The sequence below is a fragment of the Polaromonas sp. P1_A2 genome, from assembly GCF_056406895.1.
The window spans coordinates 719,070-734,193 of sequence record NZ_JBFTZI010000003.1 but is presented as its reverse complement, the minus strand read 5'-3'; the positions used below and the strand labels follow the sequence as shown (position 1 = coordinate 734,193).

Sequence of the window (15,124 nt, the reverse complement as noted above, 5' to 3'; positions counted from 1 at the left end):
CACCCATGCCGGCCCCTAAAGTCAAATCCTCTTCATTCAGGGGCCGGACCCGGCATCACCATGTTTTTAGACAGTTTTCCACGCGAAGAAGCCCAGGACAGCCGCGCCATGCGCCCGGCGCGGGAGCCTGCGGCCGAGCCGGTCCGCTCGCGCCATCCCTGGCCTTTTCCGGTGTCCGGCAAGGATTTCGGCCTGCCGGTGGTATCGGCAAAGCCTCAGGCGGCGGGTGGGCCCGGCTGCGCCACAAGCTGCAGCAGTTTTGTCACCTGATGGATTCCGGCGGACGGGCGATGAAATCTAAAACCAGCGCCACGCCGGAAAGCCCTCGTGCCGGCGGCACAAAAATTCCCGCGAGCCGGCCCAAAAAGACCCCCTCCGATGACTTCGGCCGGGAAGGCACCAACAAAACCATCCCCGAACCCAAGGCCGATGGCCAGCCCTCCGAGGAACTGGGCCATACCCCGCATGTCGGGAAGACGCCTTACACGCGCGGCTGAGGCGGGCCTTCAGTCGCGCCGCCCGCCACATGCGCCGCCGCGGTCCGGCGCACCAGCAGCGGCAGCGTGGCCGAAATGGTCGTGCCCTGGGTTGTGTTGATCTCCAGGTGGCCGCCCGAGGCCTCCACCCGGTGGCGCATGCCCTGCAGGCCGTGGCTGGATGCCTGCACGGCTTGCGGATCGAAGCCCCGGCCGTCGTCGTGCACGGTCACGATGATGTAGTCCTTGTAGCTCAGCAGGTTGATTTCCACGTTCTGCGCCTGCGCATAGCGGGCAATATTGGTCAGGGCCTCCTGGGCCAGCCGGTAGACCGTCAGCTGTACGGTTTCGTCCAGTTCCGCCGGCTCCAGGTTGGTGACGATGCTCAAGCCCGAACGTTGGGCGAACTCGCGCGTCAGGATTTCCAGGGCCGGCAGCAGCCCGAGGTTGGACAGCGAGGAAGGGCGAAGGTCCTCGATGATGCGCCGCTTCAGGGCGATGCCGCTGTTGAGCGTTTCAATCAGGTGCTCGATGCGGGCCGGCAAGTCGCCGTTTTCGCCGGACAGCCTGGCTTTGATGCGCGTGATGTCGAGCTTCGCGGCCGTGAGCAGCGCGCCGAGCTCGTCGTGGAGTTCGCGCGCCAGGTGCTCTCTTTCCTGTTCCCGCACCTGCTGCAGGTGGGTGGCCAGCTCGGCCAGCCGACTGGTGCGCTCCTTGACCTGGACGTTCAGCAGGTCGCGCTCGGCCTGCAATGCCAGTTGCTGGCGCTGCCCAGCCTGGTCCAGGGCGGCGGTCTGGCGCAAATACAGCCAGAAGGCCACAAAGGCGACGGTCGCCACCAGGGTGATGCCTATGCGCGTGAGCAGCAGCGAACGCCGGACCTCCGCGTAGCCCCTGGCGGTGTCCTGGTTGGTTTCTTCGATGAGCCGGCCGGCGCTGTTGCGTATGGCGTCCATTTGCTCCTTGCCCACCTCCGTGGTCAGGACAAAACGCCAGGCCTCGTCCTTGCCTTCGTTCTTCATGCGGATGGACAGGTCCATCTCCGCCAGCTTGCGCTGCACCGTGCGTCCCAGCAGCGACAGCGTGCCGGCCAGATCCTGGCGGGTGGCGAGCAGCTCGCGCAGCTGGTCCTGCGTCTGGCCGATGTCCGCGATGGCGGCCTTGTAGGGCTCCAGGTACATGGTGTCGCCGGTCAGCAGGTAGCCGCGCTGCCCGGTCTCCGCATCGAGCACGTCGCGCAGCAGCCGCTGGACATGGCTGCGTGTGAGGTGGGCCTGCGCCACCTCGTCCATCGCATCCATGGATTTGTCATACGACAGCTCGCTGATGCCGATCAGGGTGAGCACGGCGATCAAGGCGCAGGCGACGTTGACGGCCATTTTGTGGAGGGTGCTTCGCATCGGAGCTTTCGTGATGGCGTTCTCGAAATGGTGCCGCCGGCCGGGCGCAACCTGCCCGAAATTCTAGAAACCGGCCCTTCGGCCAGGCATGAAAAAGCCACCCGAAGGTGGCTCTATGTTGCTGGCGTTTGGTCAGCTGCAGCGTAGGACGCCGCCTTGCCCGGCGGCCTTACAGGCCGGCTGCAGCGCGAAGCGCAGCAGCTTTATCGGTTCTTTAGCTTCGGCACGGGCCTTTGGCCCTTAACTTCGCTGCGCGAAGTGAGCCTGCGCTGAAAGCCGGACAAGCTCGCTTCGCTCGGGGCCTTACAGGCCCGCAGCTGCGCGAAGCGCAGCGGCCTTGTCCGTCTTTTCCCACGTGAATTCCGGTTCGTCGCGGCCGAAGTGGCCGTAGGCTGCCGTCTTTTCGTAGATGGGGCGCAGCAGGTCCAGCATCTGGATGATGCCCTTGGGGCGCAGGTCGAAGTGTTCGTTGACCAGGGCCGAGAGCTTTTCGTCGGAGATCACGCCCGTGCCTTCGGTATAGACCGTGACGTTCATGGGCTTGGCGACGCCGATGGCGTAAGCCACCTGGATCTGGCATTGGCGGGCCAGGCCGGCCGCCACGATGTTCTTGGCGACGTAGCGGGCGGCGTAGGCGGCCGAGCGGTCCACCTTGCTGGGGTCCTTGCCGCTGAAGGCGCCGCCGCCATGCGGGCAGGCGCCGCCGTAGGTGTCGACGATGATCTTGCGGCCGGTCAGGCCGCAGTCGCCTTGCGGGCCGCCGATGACGAAGCGGCCGGTCGGGTTGATCAGGTAACGGGTGTCCTTGGTCAGCATGCCCTTGGGCAGCACCGGCTTGATGATTTCCTCGATGATGGCTTCGTTGAAAGAGGCCTTCATCTTGTGCGGGGTTTCGCTCTGGTCGGGGCTGTGCTGGGTGGACAGCACCACGGTGTCAATGCTGTGCGGCTTGCCGTCCACGTAGCGCATGGTCACCTGGCTTTTTGCGTCGGGGCGCAGGAACGGCAGGCGGCCGTCCTTGCGCAGCTGGGCCTGGCGCTCGACCAGGCGGTGCGCGTAGTAAATCGGCGCGGGCATCAGTTCGGGCGTTTCATCGCAGGCATAACCGAACATCAGACCCTGGTCGCCGGCGCCTATGTTCAGGTGGTCGTCGGAGGCGTGGTCCACGCCCTGGGCGATGTCGTTGGACTGCTTGTCGTAGCAGACCATGACGGCGCAACCCTTGTAGTCGATGCCGTATTCGGTGTTGTCGTAGCCGATGCGCTTGATGGTGTCGCGTGCGACCTGGATGTAGTCAACGTGGGCGTTGGTGGTGATCTCGCCGGCCAGCACGACCAGGCCGGTATTGGTCAGTGTTTCGGCGGCGACGCGGCTGCGCGGGTCCTGCTTGAAGATCGCATCGAGAATCGCGTCGGAAATCTGGTCGGCGACCTTGTCGGGATGGCCTTCGGAGACGGATTCGGATGTAAAGAGAAAATCGTTCGCCATTGCGTACACTCCATGAAGTTTGTCGGCGCGTTGCCGGCTGGGGTGCTTCGGCGAACGCTTTAGCAGTTTGGTTTAATGTCGCCCTGCAAGTTGTTCAATAACTCGGCGACAGCACTCATTATAAGACAGCCCTTTTTCGGCTGGATTGACCCATCAATACCCCTTTTGCCTGATCAATGCCCTGGTTGTTCCGATTTTTCGCCCTCTGGCCGCTGGCCGCCCTGCATGCGTTGGGCGCCGGGCTGGGCTGGCTGGTCTGGGCGCTGAGCCCGCGCTACCGCGCGCAGTTCCGCGCCCATGTGGCGCAGGCCGGCCTGCCCTTTGAGCTGGCCCGCCCGGCGATCGCCGAGGCCGGGCGCTTTATCGCCGAACTGCCCAAGCTGTGGATGCGGCCCGCCACGGAATCCTGCCTGGGCAATGTGCGCGTGGAGGGTCAGGCCCATGCCGAAAGCGCTTTCGCGCAAGGCCGCGGTGTGATTTTTTTCGGCCCGCACTGCGGCAGCTTTGAGCTGGGCCCGCAGGCGCTGGCCGAGCTGTACGGCCCCATCACCGCGATCTACCGGCCCGCGCGCAAGGCCTGGCTGGCGCGGCTGGAGCGCCTGGCGCGCGACCGCGCCAACCTCACGGTGGTCCCGGCCTCCCTGAGCGGCATACGCCTGATGCACAAAACCCTCAAGGCCAACCAGGCTGTCGCGCTGCTGACCGACCAGGTGCCGCCGGAGGGCTTGGGTGTCTGGGCGCCTTTTTTCGGCAGGCCGGCTTACACCATGACCCTGGCGGCGCGGCTGGCGCTGCAAAGCGGGGCGGTGCTGCTGCCGGTGAGCTGCGAGCGCCTGCCGCATGGCAGCGGCTACTTCCTCAAGATATGGCCGGCGGTCCAAGGGGTTCAACCCGACGATGCCGGCAAGCCGCGCGCTGAGCTGCTGCAGGCCGTGACGCAGATCAACCGCGCGATTGAAGCCATCGTGCTGAGCCAGCCCGGCCAGTACCTGTGGGGCTATGCGCGCTACAAGACTCCACGCAAGGAAGCACCGCTGTGAAGACTGTCCGCCAGATGGCCAGCCGGCTCGTAACCCGCGGCGGCATTCTTTTTATGCAGCTGCTGGCCCTGGTGCCGCTTTCCTGGACACGCGGCCTGGGCGTGCTGCTCGGCTGGGTGTTGTATGCCGCGGTGGGCGCGCGCCGGCGTGTGGTGGACACCAACTTGGCCCTGTGTTTCCCGGCGCTTTCCACCGAAGAGCGGCGCCGCCTGAATGTGCGGACCTTTGTGTACTTCGCCCAGGCCTGGCTGGACCGCGCCTGGCTGTGGCACGCACCCAAAGCCTGGGTGCAGCGCCGCGTGCACCTGACGGGCGCGGTTGAGGAACTCGCGGGCAACGCGCCCACGGTGATTTTCCTGCCGCATTTTGTGGGCCTGGACGCGGCCTGGACCGCGGTGGCGCTGCAGATGCCGCGGCCTTCCACCACGATTTACACCGACCAGTCCAACAAGCTGGTGGACCGCTGGATACTGCGCGGGCGCCGGCGCTTCGGCAACCTGCGGCTGTTCGGCCGCGCGGCCGGTGTCAAGCCCATCGTCGCGGCGTTGCGCGAAGGCCAGCCCCTCTATTTGCTGCCGGACATGGATTTCGGTGCCGACGATTCGGTGTTTGTGCCGTTTTTCGGCGTGCCCACCGCCACCGTGCCTTCGCTCTCGCGCTTTGCCAGGCTGGGCCGCGCCAAGGTGTTGCCGCTGCTGCCACGCATCACCGCCACAGGTTACGAGGTGCAGGTGCTGCCGGCTTGGGGCGATTTCCCTAGCGAAGACCCGGTGGCCGACACTGCGCTCATGAACGCGCGGCTGCGCGACTACATCGAAACCATGCCGGCACAGTATTACTGGGTGCACAAGCGCTTCAAGACCCGGCCCGAGGGCGACCCTTCGATGTATTGAGCTGGCGGGCCCGCGGCCGCTAGCGCAAAAAATCCCGCAGATAGGCCGTCACCAAGGCCGGTTGCTCGTGGAGGATCCAGTGGGTCGCGCCAGCGATGCGCTGCAATGTCATTTGCGGCACGTAGTCTTCGAGGCCGTCCAGCAGGGCCGCCGGCAGGGCGATGTCGTCCATGGCCCAGAGCACCAGGGTGGGCAGGTGAACTTCCAGCATCTCGCGCGGAATCGTCACGGCGGCCGCGGCCGGGTCGTTGTGCGGCGGGCCCGGCCGGGGAGGGCGCAGCGGCGAGGCGCGGTAGTAGTTGCAGGGGCCGGTCAGGCCCTGGCGCCAGATGCCTCGGTATTGTTCGCGCAGCGCAGCGGTGAGCCAGGCGTGCGGGCCGTCGGCCGCGCCCATGTGGGTGAAAAACTCCCAGAGGCGGCGAAAGTCGTCCTCGGCCAGCAGCGCCTCGGCATCAGGGCGGATCAGGAAATTCATGTAGGCGCTGGCGGCCTGCTGCGCCGGCGAATGCTGCAGCTCGCGCAAAAAAGTGCCGGGATGCGGCGAGTTGATGATGGCCAGTTTTTTCATCAGGGCCGGATGGCCGGCCGCCAGGTTCCAGGCCACGGCGCCACCCCAGTCATGGGCCACCAGGCATTCGAGCTGGCCACCCTCCAGTGCGATCAGTGCCGCGATGTCCTGCACCAGGTGCTTGGGCCGGTAGGCGGCGGCCTCGGCGGGCGCGCTGGATTGTTCAAAGCCGCGCAGATTGGGCGCGATGCAGCGAAAGCCGCCGTTTTCAGGCCGGGCAAAGTGTTCGAGCAAGCCGTCCCAGACAAAAGCGGCTTCGGGAAAGCCGTGCAGGAACATCAGCACGGGCCGGCCTTTGGCGCCGCTGGTGCGGCAGGACAGGGTGATGCCGTGGGGCAGGGCCTGCAAACGGGTTTCAATCATGGCGCTAGGCTTTCTATCCGTGGGCCGAAAGCGCCGGCCGGCCTCAATCGTTGATTTCAGGCAAGTCGTCGGGCGCATCCTTGGCGGGCCTGCCCGGTTTTTCATGGTCGGCCGGGTGCGCCCAGTCCCACAAATGCTGGGCGACTTCCTCGACGCCCTGGCGCTTCAGCGAAGAAAAGAGTTTGACGTCTCCGCCGCCGGCCTGCAGTCGCACAATGGACAGCGCCTTGGCCGCCTCGGTCTTGTTGAGCTTGTCCGACTTGGTCAGCAGCACCAGGAATTTCAGGCCTTCCTCGACGCGCGGCCGGATCACGTCAAGCAGGATTTCGTCGAGCTCGGTCAAGCCCAGGCGCGGGTCGCACAGCAGCACCACGGCCTTGAGGTTGTCGCGCGTCTGCAAATAGTTGCCCATCACCTGCTGCCAGCGGTACTTGGCTTCCTTGGGCACGGCCGCGTAGCCGTAACCCGGCAGGTCGGCCAGCACCGCGTCCATCACGCCCTGCTTGCCCAGGCTGAACAGGTTGATGCTTTGTGTGCGCCCGGGTGTCTTGGAGGCAAAAGCCAGCCTGTGCTGCTGCGTCAGCGTGTTGATGCAGGTGGATTTGCCCGCGTTGGAGCGGCCCACAAAAGCGATTTCGGGCACGTCGACGCGCGGCAGGTGCTTGAGTTCGGGCGCGGTGGTGAGGAACTTGGCCGTGTGCAGCCAGCCCATGGCGATCTTGGGATCGGGGGCGCCAGGTGCGGCGGGAGCTGGTTTGGGCGGCGGTGCGGAGGTCATGGTCGGGCGGTCCCTGAAGGTCGTTTGCATGCCGGCGGCATGCGTTGAAAGGGGCCAAAGCCCCTGTGGGCGGGGCTTGGGAGGCCGTCAACCGGCAGGGAACTCCTGGCGGCTTGCCGCGGCAAGACCCCGAATAATCGGGGGTGCCCTGAAGCCATTGTAAAATCAGAAAGTTATACGTTTTGTGCGCCAACCAATTAAAACCCCCGATATGAAGCTGTTCGTTACTTCCCTCCTGGCCGCTTTGCTGGCCGTGCCCGCCGTATCGTCCTTCGCCGCCGGCGAAGCCGCCGCACCCGCGCACGATGCCGCCCCGGCCGCCGCAGCGGCTCCGGCCAAGGTTGCCAAACCCGACCTGGTCAAGGGCGAGGCCAGCTTCACCGCCGTGTGCGCGAGCTGCCACGGCGCCGACGGCAATTCCGGTACGCCGGCCAACCCCAAGCTGGCGCAGCAGCACCCCGAATACCTGGTCAAGCAGCTGCAGGAGTTCAAATCCGGCAAGCGCAAAAACCCCATCATGCAGGGCTTCGCCTCGGCGCTGTCCGACGATGACATGAAAAACATCGCCTACTGGGCCACCTCGAAAAAAGCCAAGACCGGCTTCGCCAAGGACAAGGAACTGGTCGCCCTCGGTGAGCGCATCTACCGCGGCGGCGTGCAGGACCGCCAGATCGCCGCCTGCGCGGGCTGCCACAGCCCGACCGGCGCCGGCATCCCTTCGCAGTACCCGCGCCTGAGCGGCCAGCACTCCGACTACACCGTGACACAGCTGACGGCTTTCCGTGACGGCGGCCGCAAGAACAGCATCCCCATGACCCAGGTCGCCGCCAAGCTCAACGACCGCGAAATCCGCGCGCTGGCCGACTACATTGCCGGCTTGCGCTGAGCCGGTGCCCGCCAGGAGGCGGGCTTTTTTGCCGAAAATACACGCAGGCCGACTGCAGTATTGAACCCAAGCCGCTAAAACCAATCACACCAAGGCGGGTCTTTCTAATGAAGGCCCGCCTTTTTCTTTTTCCCTTGCAGGCTGCCGCCAGCCGATCCGGTTCCACTTAAAGCATGACAGTTTCCACCCAGGGTTTGAAGGTCAATTGGGGCTCCCGCAGCTTGCGGGCGTCGGTGGAACTGTTGTCGTCCATGCGGTTTTCCATTTCGCTGCTGACGGTGATTTGCATCGCGTCCATCATCGGCACGGTGCTCAAGCAGGCGGAGCCGCTGGGCAACTACGTGAACCAGTTCGGCCCGTTCTGGGCCCAGGCCTTCAGCCTGCTGAGCCTGAACACCGTCTACAGCGCCTGGTGGTTTTTGCTGATCCTGGCCTTTCTGGTCATTTCCACCTCGCTGTGCATCGCGCGCAACACGCCCAAAATCCTGGCGGACCTGAGCCAGCTCAAGGAGAACGTCCGCGAGCAAAGCCTCAAGGCCTTCGGCCACCGCGCCGAAGCCGCGCTGGCCGAAGCGCCCGAAGCCGCCGCGCGCCGCATCGGCCAGACGCTGGTGCAAAGCGGCTGGAAGGTCAAGCTGCAGCAGCGCCGCACGCCCGAAGGCGGCGGCTGGATGGTGGCCGCCAAGAAGGGCGCGGCCAACAAGCTGGGCTACATCGCGGCGCACAGCGCCATCGTGCTGGTGTGCGTGGGCGGCCTGCTGGACGGCGACATGATCGTGCGCGCGCAGATGTGGCTCAACGGAAAGTCCATCTACACCGGCGGCGGCCTGATCGCCGACGTGCCGGCGAAATACCGCCTGAGCGACAGCAACCCGACCTTTCGCGCCAACCTGCTGGTGGCCGAGGGCACGCAGTCCGGCACCGCCATCCTGAACCAGCCCGGCGGCGTGCTGCTGCAGGAGCTGCCGTTTTCCATCGAGCTGAAAAAATTCATCGTCGAGTACTACTCGACCGGCATGCCCAAGCTGTTCGCCAGCGACATCATCATCCACGACAAGGAAACCGGCGAGAAGATTCCGGCGCGCGTGGAAGTCAACCACCCGGCGCGCCATCGCGGCATCGAGATTTACCAGTCCAGCTTTGACGACGGCGGCTCCAGCGTCACGCTCAAGGCCATTCCCATGGCGGCGGCCACCAAGCCGTTTGAAATCCAGGGCACGATAGGCGGCACCAGCAGCCTGAGCAACGGCCAGGGCGAGGGCGCCGAAAAACTGACGCTCGAGTACACCGCGCTGCGCGTCATCAACGTCGAAAACTTCGCCTCGGGCGGCAGCATGGCCGGCTCGGGCGCCGACGTGCGCAAGGTCGACCTGCACCAGGCCATCGATTCGCGGCTGGGCGCGGCCAACAAGACGGTCACGCAAAAAGAGCTGCGCAACGTCGGGCCCAGCGTGAGCTACAAGCTGCGCGACGCCGCCGGCCAGGCCCGCGAGTTCCACAACTACATGCTGCCGGTCAAGACCGACCCCGGCGAAAACAGCCCGGCGGTCTACCTGCTGGGCGTGCGCGAGACGCCCTCGGCCCCCTTCCAGTACCTGCGCATCCCGGTCGATGCCGAAGGCGGCATGGACACCTTCTTGCGCCTGCGCGCCGCGCTGGCCAATCCGGCCCAGCGCGAGCTGGCCGTCAAGCGCTATGCCAGCCAGGCCATAGGCCGTGATCGGCCCGAACTGGCGCAGCAGCTTGCGGCCTCGGCTTCGCGCGCGCTGGCGCTGTTTGCCGGCAGCGGCCCCGATGCGGCCAACGGCAATGGAAAGACCACGGCCGGCCTGCAGGCGATTTCCGATTTCATGGAAGCCAATGTGCCCGAGGCCGAGCGCAACCGCGCCGGCGAGGTCCTGGTGCGCATCCTCAACGGCGCGCTGTTCGAGCTGGCCCAGATGACGCGCGAGCAGGCCGGGCTCAAGCCCATGGCGCAGGACGAAAAAACCCTGGGCTTTATGTCGCAGATGGTGCTGAGCCTGTCGGACGCCCATTTCTATCCCGCGCCCATGGCTTTTGAGCTCAAGGATTTCACCCAGGTCCAGGCCAGCGTGTTCCAGGTGGCGCGCGCCCCGGGCAAAACCATTGTCTACCTGGGCTGCGCCTTGCTCATCCTGGGCGTGTTCGCCATGCTCTATGTGCGCGAGCGCCGCGTCTGGGTCTGGCTGGCGCCGGGCGGCAAAGACGGTGCCCAGGTCGAGGGTGGCAATGGCGTGGGTTCAGTGCCAGAATCAGCTGTAAGCAGCCAGGCCACCATGGCCTTGTCCACCAACCGCAAAACGATGGATGGCGACAAGGAGTTCGAGATGTTGAAAACGAAACTGTTGCAGGCTCCCCAATGAATACCTCCACCATCAACACCACGGCGGTGAACACCACCACGCTGAAGGCCGGCGGCGACAACACGCTCAGCCTCAACGAAGGCTATTTCGCCCGGCGCAATGTGCTGGACTGGGTGTTCGCCGCGCTGGTTGCCGGGGGTTTTCTCTACGCCTTCGCGCGCTACGGCGCGTTCATGGACGTCTACGAAAAAGGCATCCTGCTGGCGGCCATTCCGGCGGCCGTCGCGATGGGCTGGTTCTGGCGGCCGCTGCGGGTGCTCATGGTGGTGGTGAGCGCTTTCGCCCTGCTGGGCATTGCGTCCTACCAGGGCGATCTCGCGCGGGCCGACCAGGTGTTCTGGCTCAAGTACTTCCTCTCCAGCCAGTCGGCCATCCTGTGGATGAGCGTGCTGTTTTTCATGAGCACGATTTTTTACTGGCTGGGGATGTTCGCCAAAGGCCAAAGCGGCACGCTGGAGTCGCTGGGTTCCAAAATCGCCTGGGTGGCCGTCGGCATGGCGCTGATCGGCACGCTGGTGCGCTGGTATGAGAGCTACCTGATCGGTGCCGACGTCGGGCACATTCCCGTGAGCAACCTGTATGAAGTCTTCGTGCTGTTTTGCTGGATGACGGCGGCCTTCTACCTCTACTTTGAGTCGCAGTACAACACGCGCGCGCTGGGCGCGTTCGTGATGCTGGTGGTCAGCGCCGCGGTCGGCTTTCTGCTCTGGTACACCGTGGTGCGCGAAGCCCATGAAATCCAGCCGCTGGTGCCCGCCCTCAAAAGCTGGTGGATGAAGCTGCATGTGCCGGCCAACTTCATCGGCTACGGCATGTTCTCGCTGGCCGCCATGGTGTCGCTGTCTTACCTGATCAAGCAGCAGGCCGACGAAAAGCAGTGGTACCGGCTTACGCCGCTGTGGCTGCTGGGTGTCGTGCTGTGTTTTGTGCCCATCGTGTTTCGCAGCAAGTCGCCGGCCGAAGTGGGCGGCAGCTACTACTGGGTTGGTTACCTGGCGGTGTCGGGGCTGATCGCCGCCGGCATCCTGCTGGGCCGCAAGCGCATCGCCGCGCGCCTGCCCAGCTTTGAGATTCTGGACGACGTGATGTACAAGGCGATTGCCGTCGGCTTTGCCTTCTTCACCATCGCCACGGTGCTGGGCGCCCTGTGGGCCGCCGAGGCCTGGGGCGGCTACTGGAGCTGGGACCCCAAGGAAACCTGGGCGCTGATTGTGTGGCTCAACTACGCGGCCTGGCTGCACATGCGGCTCATGAAGGGCTTGCGCGGCACGGTTGCCGCCTGGTGGGCCCTGGTGGGGCTGGCGGTCACCTCGTTTGCCTTCCTGGGCGTCAATATGTTCCTCTCGGGCCTGCACAGCTACGGAACCTTGTAGCCGGTCGGGAGTCTTTGATAAAGCCCCGGCTGAATCCGTGTAAGAACCTGACGCGTATTCAGACTAAGCCATAACGGATCTATCAAGGACGCTCCATGCTCATCAAAACCCACGCCAGCGGCTTCGACCACCCTGTTCCCAGCGAGATCACGCCGCAGGGCATTTACCACGGCCGCCGCGACCTGATCAAGCTCATGGCCACGGGCGCCGCGGGTGCGGCCATGGCCAGCTGGGCGGGGCGCCAGGCGATGGCGCAGACGGTGCAAAAACCCGGCAAGCTCGCGGCCTTGCCCGGCGGCAAGTCGGCGGTGGCCGGCGCGGTGACCCTGGAAAAAATCACCGACTACAAGGACGCCTCCAGCTACAACAATTACTACGAGTTCGGCACCGACAAGGCCGACCCGGCCCGAAACGCCCACACGCTGGTGACCAAACCCTGGTCGGTGGCCGTCGAAGGCCTGGTCAAGCAGCCCAAGACCTTCACACTGGAAGACCTGATCAAGCTGGCCCCGCAGGAAGAGCGTATTTACCGCCTGCGCTGCGTCGAGGGCTGGTCCATGGTGATTCCCTGGGTCGGCTATTCGTTGTCCGAGCTGATCAAGAAGGTCGAACCCCTGGGCAGCGCCAAATACGTCGAGTTCATCACCCTGGCCGATCCCAAGACCATGCCTTTTGTGGGCTCGCGCGTGCTCGACTGGCCTTATGTGGAAGCCCTGCGCATGGATGAAGCCATGCACCCGCTGGCGCTGCTGGCCTTCGGCATGTACGGTGAAGTGCTGCCCAACCAGAACGGCGCGCCGGTGCGCATGGTGCTGCCCTGGAAGTACGGTTTCAAGAGCGGCAAAAGCATCGTCAAGATCCGCTTTACCGACAAGGAGCCGCGCACGGCCTGGAACAAGGCCGCGGCGCAGGAGTACGGCTTTTACTCGAACGTGAACCCCGACGTGGATCACCCGCGCTGGAGCCAGGCCACCGAACGCCGCATCGGTGAAGACGGCCTGTTCGCCAAGAAGCGCAAAACACTCATGTTCAACGGCTACGAAGCCCAGGTGGGCCAGCTGTATGCCGGCATGGACCTCAAGAAGAATTTCTGATGGCCACCCTGTTGGCATCGCGGCAAAAATGGTTGCTGCATCCTGCCGCAAAACCCATTCTCTTCGTCGCCTGCCTGCTGCCTTTTGCCTGGCTGTTCTACGGCGCCTTTACCAACCAGCTGGGCGCCAACCCGGCCGAAGCGCTGATACGCGCCACCGGCGACTGGACGCTGCGGTTTATCTGCATCGTCCTGGCGGTCACGCCGCTTCGGGTCATCAGCGGCACGCCGGCGCTGGCGCGTTTCAGGCGCATGCTGGGGCTGTTCGCCTACTTCTATGTCGTCGTTCACCTGCTGAGCTACAGCTGGTTCGACATGGGCTTTGACTTTGCCGACATCGCCAAGGACATCGCCAAGCGGCCTTTCATCCTGGTGGGCTTTTCGGCCTTTGTGTTGCTGACACCGCTGGCGGCCACGTCTTTCAACGCCGCCATCAAGGCCATGGGTGCCAAGCGCTGGCAGTGGCTGCACAAGCTGGTTTACCTGATAGCCGGCCTGGGGCTGCTGCATTTCTTCTGGATGCGCGCGGGCAAGAACAATTTCGCCGAGGTGTTTGTCTACGCCGCGATCATCGCGGTACTGCTGGGCTGGCGCGTGCAGCAGTTCCTCAGGAAAAAGAAGCCGCAGCCCGCCTACGGCGTGCGCGGCAAGCTGTCCTAGCGACAGCTGCCCTAGCCGCCGGCCTTCAGCCGGCCACCAGCTGTTCCTGCCGCATCTGGTCTTGCACGCTTTCGCGGCGGCGTATCAGGTGTGCCTTGTCGCCATCCACCAGCAGCTCGGCCGCGCGGCCCCGCGTGTTGTAGTTGCTGGCCATGCTCATGCAGTAGGCGCCGGCCGACATCACGGCCAGCGGGTCGCCCGCCGTCACGGCGAGCGCGCGGTCCCGGCCTATCCAGTCGCCGCTTTCGCAGACCGGCCCGACCACGTCGTACGTCATTTCGGGTGCGCCTTGGGCGGCGGCCGATAGCGGGACGATGGCGTGGAAAGCCTGGTACATGGCGGGGCGCGGCAGGTCGTTCATGGCCGCGTCGATGATGCAGAAGTTTTTGTGCTCGCCGGGCTTGAGGTACAGCACCTGCGTCAGGCACACGCCGGCATTGCCGACCAGCGAACGGCCGGGTTCGATCATGAGTTTTTTGCCGCCGTAGCCGCGCGCGTCGAGCCTGGCCAGCAACTGCCGCCACAAGGTATCTGCCTCGGGCGGGGTGTCGTTGTTGTAGTTGATGCCCAGGCCGCCGCCGAAATCGATGTGTTCCAGCGGGATGCCGGCGGCTTCGATGGAGGCCACCAGGTCCAGCACCCGGTCCATGGCGTCGAGGTAGGGCGTGGCCTCGGTGATCTGCGAGCCGATGTGGCAGTCGATGCCGACCACGCGCAGGCCCTTGAGCGAAGCCGCATGCCGGTAGATGCGCAGCGCCTCTTCATGCGCCACGCCGAATTTGTTGTCTTTCAGGCCGGTGGAAATATAGGGATGGGTCTTGGGGTCCACATTGGGATTGACGCGTATGCTGACGGGCGCGCGCAGGCCCTGGGCCAGCGCCACCTCGGACAGCACGTCCAGTTCGGCCTCGCTCTCGACATTGAAGCAGCCTATGCCGGCGGCCAGCGCCTGGCGCATCTCGGCGCGGGTTTTGCCGACGCCCGAAAAAATGATCTTGCCGGCCTCGCCGCCGGCGGCCAGCACGCGGTCCAGTTCGCCGCCCGAGACGATGTCGAAGCCGCAGCCGGCGCGGGCGAAGACCTGCAGCACGCCCAGCGAGGAGTTGGCCTTCATGGCGTAGCAGATCTGCGCATCGCGGCCGGCAAAACCGCGCTGGTAGGCGGCCAGCGCCGACAGCATGGCGGCCTTGGAATACACGAAGAGCGGTGTGCCGTGCGCGGCGGCAAGCTCTCGCAGGCTGAGGTTTTCGACAAAAAGCTCGCCTTCGCGGTAGGCGAAATGCGGATGGCCGGGGAGGGATGGACGGGTCATGGGAGTGGGTGGACTGTGAGGGTTCGGGGTATCTTAAGGAGAGCGCGGCCTGCGCGCCATGACCGATTCAAGGTGAATTTCAGCCGCCGCCTTGGATTTGAAGGTTCAGGCCGGTGGCGGCCTGGAGCCTGGCGGCGCGGGCGGGCCAATACGGGCGGGTGGCTTAGCGGGCGGCGGAAGCCGGCAAGGCCGGTGTAGTCGCCGTGACCGGCGCCTCGGGAAGCGTTGTGGTGGACTGGGGCTGGACAGGACGGGCTGCGGCCGGAACCTTGGGCGGCACCGGGAGGTACAGCGGGCCTTTCTGGCCGCAACCGGCCAGCAGGGCGGCGCCGGCCACAATGGCGGCAAGGCCATACCGTAAGGCGGGATTGCGGCGGCGACCTAAAATTTGAGCTGAAGAAACCATGACG

At 65.1% G+C, this 15,124-nt stretch carries 15 protein-coding genes; 9 read left to right on the top strand and 6 right to left on the bottom strand.

Annotation, left to right across the window (positions count from 1 at the left end; all coding sequences use genetic code 11):
- Positions 1–60: 60 nt before the first annotated feature.
- Both AC1D09_RS15530 and AC1D09_RS15525 read left to right on the top strand, forming a co-directional pair.
- Positions 61–270, top strand: a complete 210-nt coding sequence (locus AC1D09_RS15530) for a hypothetical protein (RefSeq protein WP_477661020.1) — start codon at positions 61–63, stop codon at positions 268–270.
- A 20-nt stretch (positions 271–290) separates the two neighbouring features.
- The gene (locus AC1D09_RS15525) at positions 291–497 is read left to right on the top strand and encodes a hypothetical protein (protein WP_477661021.1); all 207 of its coding nucleotides are present in this window, start codon (positions 291–293) and stop codon (positions 495–497) included.
- Here the strand turns inward: AC1D09_RS15525 and AC1D09_RS15520 are convergent.
- Entirely contained in the window at positions 482–1,876 is a 1,395-nt protein-coding gene (locus AC1D09_RS15520) for a CHASE3 domain-containing protein (RefSeq protein ID WP_477661022.1), read from the bottom strand. The two genes, AC1D09_RS15525 and AC1D09_RS15520, sit on opposite strands and share 16 nt — an antisense overlap.
- A 303-nt stretch (positions 1,877–2,179) precedes the next feature.
- On the bottom strand, positions 2,180–3,364 hold the full coding sequence (metK, locus tag AC1D09_RS15515) for a methionine adenosyltransferase (RefSeq protein ID WP_477661023.1): 1,185 nt from the start codon (positions 3,362–3,364) through the stop codon (positions 2,180–2,182).
- A gap of 176 nt (positions 3,365–3,540) precedes the next feature.
- Here metK and AC1D09_RS15510 point away from each other — a divergent pair, with 176 nt between their 5' ends.
- Together AC1D09_RS15510 and AC1D09_RS15505 are read left to right on the top strand one after the other, a co-directional pair.
- Entirely contained in the window at positions 3,541–4,404 is an 864-nt protein-coding gene (locus AC1D09_RS15510; RefSeq protein ID WP_477661024.1) for a lysophospholipid acyltransferase family protein, read from the top strand.
- A complete protein-coding gene (locus AC1D09_RS15505; protein WP_477661025.1) occupies positions 4,401–5,297 on the top strand; it encodes a lysophospholipid acyltransferase family protein in 897 nt (298 codons plus the stop codon). The genes AC1D09_RS15510 and AC1D09_RS15505 overlap by 4 nt, the downstream gene beginning before the upstream one ends.
- A 19-nt stretch (positions 5,298–5,316) precedes the next feature.
- On the opposite strand, the gene AC1D09_RS15500 is transcribed toward AC1D09_RS15505, so the two are convergent.
- Positions 5,317–6,228: an alpha/beta fold hydrolase gene (locus tag AC1D09_RS15500; protein WP_477661026.1), complete on the bottom strand. Its 912-nt coding sequence runs from the start codon at positions 6,226–6,228 to the stop codon at positions 5,317–5,319.
- Positions 6,229–6,271: 43 nt separating this feature from the next.
- A complete protein-coding gene (yihA, locus tag AC1D09_RS15495) occupies positions 6,272–7,006 on the bottom strand; it encodes a ribosome biogenesis GTP-binding protein YihA/YsxC (RefSeq protein ID WP_477661027.1) in 735 nt (244 codons plus the stop codon).
- A gap of 211 nt (positions 7,007–7,217) precedes the next feature.
- On the opposite strand from yihA, the gene AC1D09_RS15490 reads away from it, so the two are divergent.
- The 5 genes from AC1D09_RS15490 to AC1D09_RS15470 all read left to right on the top strand — a co-directional run bounded on the left by AC1D09_RS15490 (position 7,218) and on the right by AC1D09_RS15470 (position 13,402).
- A complete protein-coding gene (locus AC1D09_RS15490; RefSeq protein ID WP_477661028.1) occupies positions 7,218–7,892 on the top strand; it encodes a c-type cytochrome in 675 nt (224 codons plus the stop codon).
- A gap of 173 nt (positions 7,893–8,065) precedes the next feature.
- Positions 8,066–10,276, top strand: a complete 2,211-nt coding sequence (locus AC1D09_RS15485) for a cytochrome c biogenesis protein ResB (RefSeq protein ID WP_477661029.1) — start codon at positions 8,066–8,068, stop codon at positions 10,274–10,276.
- Positions 10,273–11,649, top strand: a complete 1,377-nt coding sequence (ccsB, locus tag AC1D09_RS15480) for a c-type cytochrome biogenesis protein CcsB (RefSeq protein WP_477661030.1) — start codon at positions 10,273–10,275, stop codon at positions 11,647–11,649. Before AC1D09_RS15485 ends, ccsB begins: the two co-directional genes overlap by 4 nt.
- 95 nt (positions 11,650–11,744) lie before the next feature.
- A complete protein-coding gene (gene msrP / locus AC1D09_RS15475; protein WP_477661031.1) occupies positions 11,745–12,743 on the top strand; it encodes a protein-methionine-sulfoxide reductase catalytic subunit MsrP in 999 nt (332 codons plus the stop codon).
- Positions 12,743–13,402 (top strand): protein-methionine-sulfoxide reductase heme-binding subunit MsrQ, encoded by a 660-nt coding sequence (locus AC1D09_RS15470; protein ID WP_477661032.1) that lies wholly within the window; start codon positions 12,743–12,745, stop codon positions 13,400–13,402. Before msrP ends, AC1D09_RS15470 begins: the two co-directional genes overlap by 1 nt.
- Positions 13,403–13,427: 25 nt before the next feature.
- Here AC1D09_RS15470 and lysA read toward each other — a convergent pair whose 3' ends face one another.
- Both lysA and lptM read right to left on the bottom strand, forming a co-directional pair.
- Positions 13,428–14,714 carry a diaminopimelate decarboxylase gene (gene lysA / locus AC1D09_RS15465; RefSeq protein ID WP_477661033.1) on the bottom strand — a complete coding sequence of 429 codons (1,287 nt, stop codon included), beginning with the start codon at positions 14,712–14,714 and terminating at the stop codon, positions 13,428–13,430.
- A 163-nt stretch (positions 14,715–14,877) separates the two neighbouring features.
- Positions 14,878–15,120: an LPS translocon maturation chaperone LptM gene (gene lptM, locus AC1D09_RS15460; RefSeq protein WP_477661034.1), complete on the bottom strand. Its 243-nt coding sequence runs from the start codon at positions 15,118–15,120 to the stop codon at positions 14,878–14,880.
- Positions 15,121–15,124 lie beyond the last annotated feature (4 nt).

What these genes read in the sequence shown, in the direction of transcription:
- AC1D09_RS15530 (WP_477661020.1), top strand. Translation starts at nt 61, where the DNA reads ATGTTTTTAGACAGTTTTCCACGCGAAGAAGCCCAGGACAGCCGCGCC.
- AC1D09_RS15525 (WP_477661021.1), top strand. Translation starts at nt 291, where the DNA reads ATGAAATCTAAAACCAGCGCCACGCCGGAAAGCCCTCGTGCCGGCGGC.
- AC1D09_RS15520 (WP_477661022.1), bottom strand. Translation starts at nt 1,876, where the DNA reads ATGCGAAGCACCCTCCACAAAATGGCCGTCAACGTCGCCTGCGCCTTG.
- metK (WP_477661023.1), bottom strand. Translation starts at nt 3,364, where the DNA reads ATGGCGAACGATTTTCTCTTTACATCCGAATCCGTCTCCGAAGGCCAT.
- AC1D09_RS15510 (WP_477661024.1), top strand. Translation starts at nt 3,541, where the DNA reads ATGCCCTGGTTGTTCCGATTTTTCGCCCTCTGGCCGCTGGCCGCCCTG.
- AC1D09_RS15500 (WP_477661026.1), bottom strand. Translation starts at nt 6,228, where the DNA reads ATGATTGAAACCCGTTTGCAGGCCCTGCCCCACGGCATCACCCTGTCC.
- yihA (WP_477661027.1), bottom strand. Translation starts at nt 7,006, where the DNA reads ATGACCTCCGCACCGCCGCCCAAACCAGCTCCCGCCGCACCTGGCGCC.
- AC1D09_RS15490 (WP_477661028.1), top strand. Translation starts at nt 7,218, where the DNA reads ATGAAGCTGTTCGTTACTTCCCTCCTGGCCGCTTTGCTGGCCGTGCCC.
- AC1D09_RS15485 (WP_477661029.1), top strand. Translation starts at nt 8,066, where the DNA reads ATGACAGTTTCCACCCAGGGTTTGAAGGTCAATTGGGGCTCCCGCAGC.
- ccsB (WP_477661030.1), top strand. Translation starts at nt 10,273, where the DNA reads ATGAATACCTCCACCATCAACACCACGGCGGTGAACACCACCACGCTG.
- msrP (WP_477661031.1), top strand. Translation starts at nt 11,745, where the DNA reads ATGCTCATCAAAACCCACGCCAGCGGCTTCGACCACCCTGTTCCCAGC.
- AC1D09_RS15470 (WP_477661032.1), top strand. Translation starts at nt 12,743, where the DNA reads ATGGCCACCCTGTTGGCATCGCGGCAAAAATGGTTGCTGCATCCTGCC.
- lysA (WP_477661033.1), bottom strand. Translation starts at nt 14,714, where the DNA reads ATGACCCGTCCATCCCTCCCCGGCCATCCGCATTTCGCCTACCGCGAA.
- lptM (WP_477661034.1), bottom strand. Translation starts at nt 15,120, where the DNA reads ATGGTTTCTTCAGCTCAAATTTTAGGTCGCCGCCGCAATCCCGCCTTA.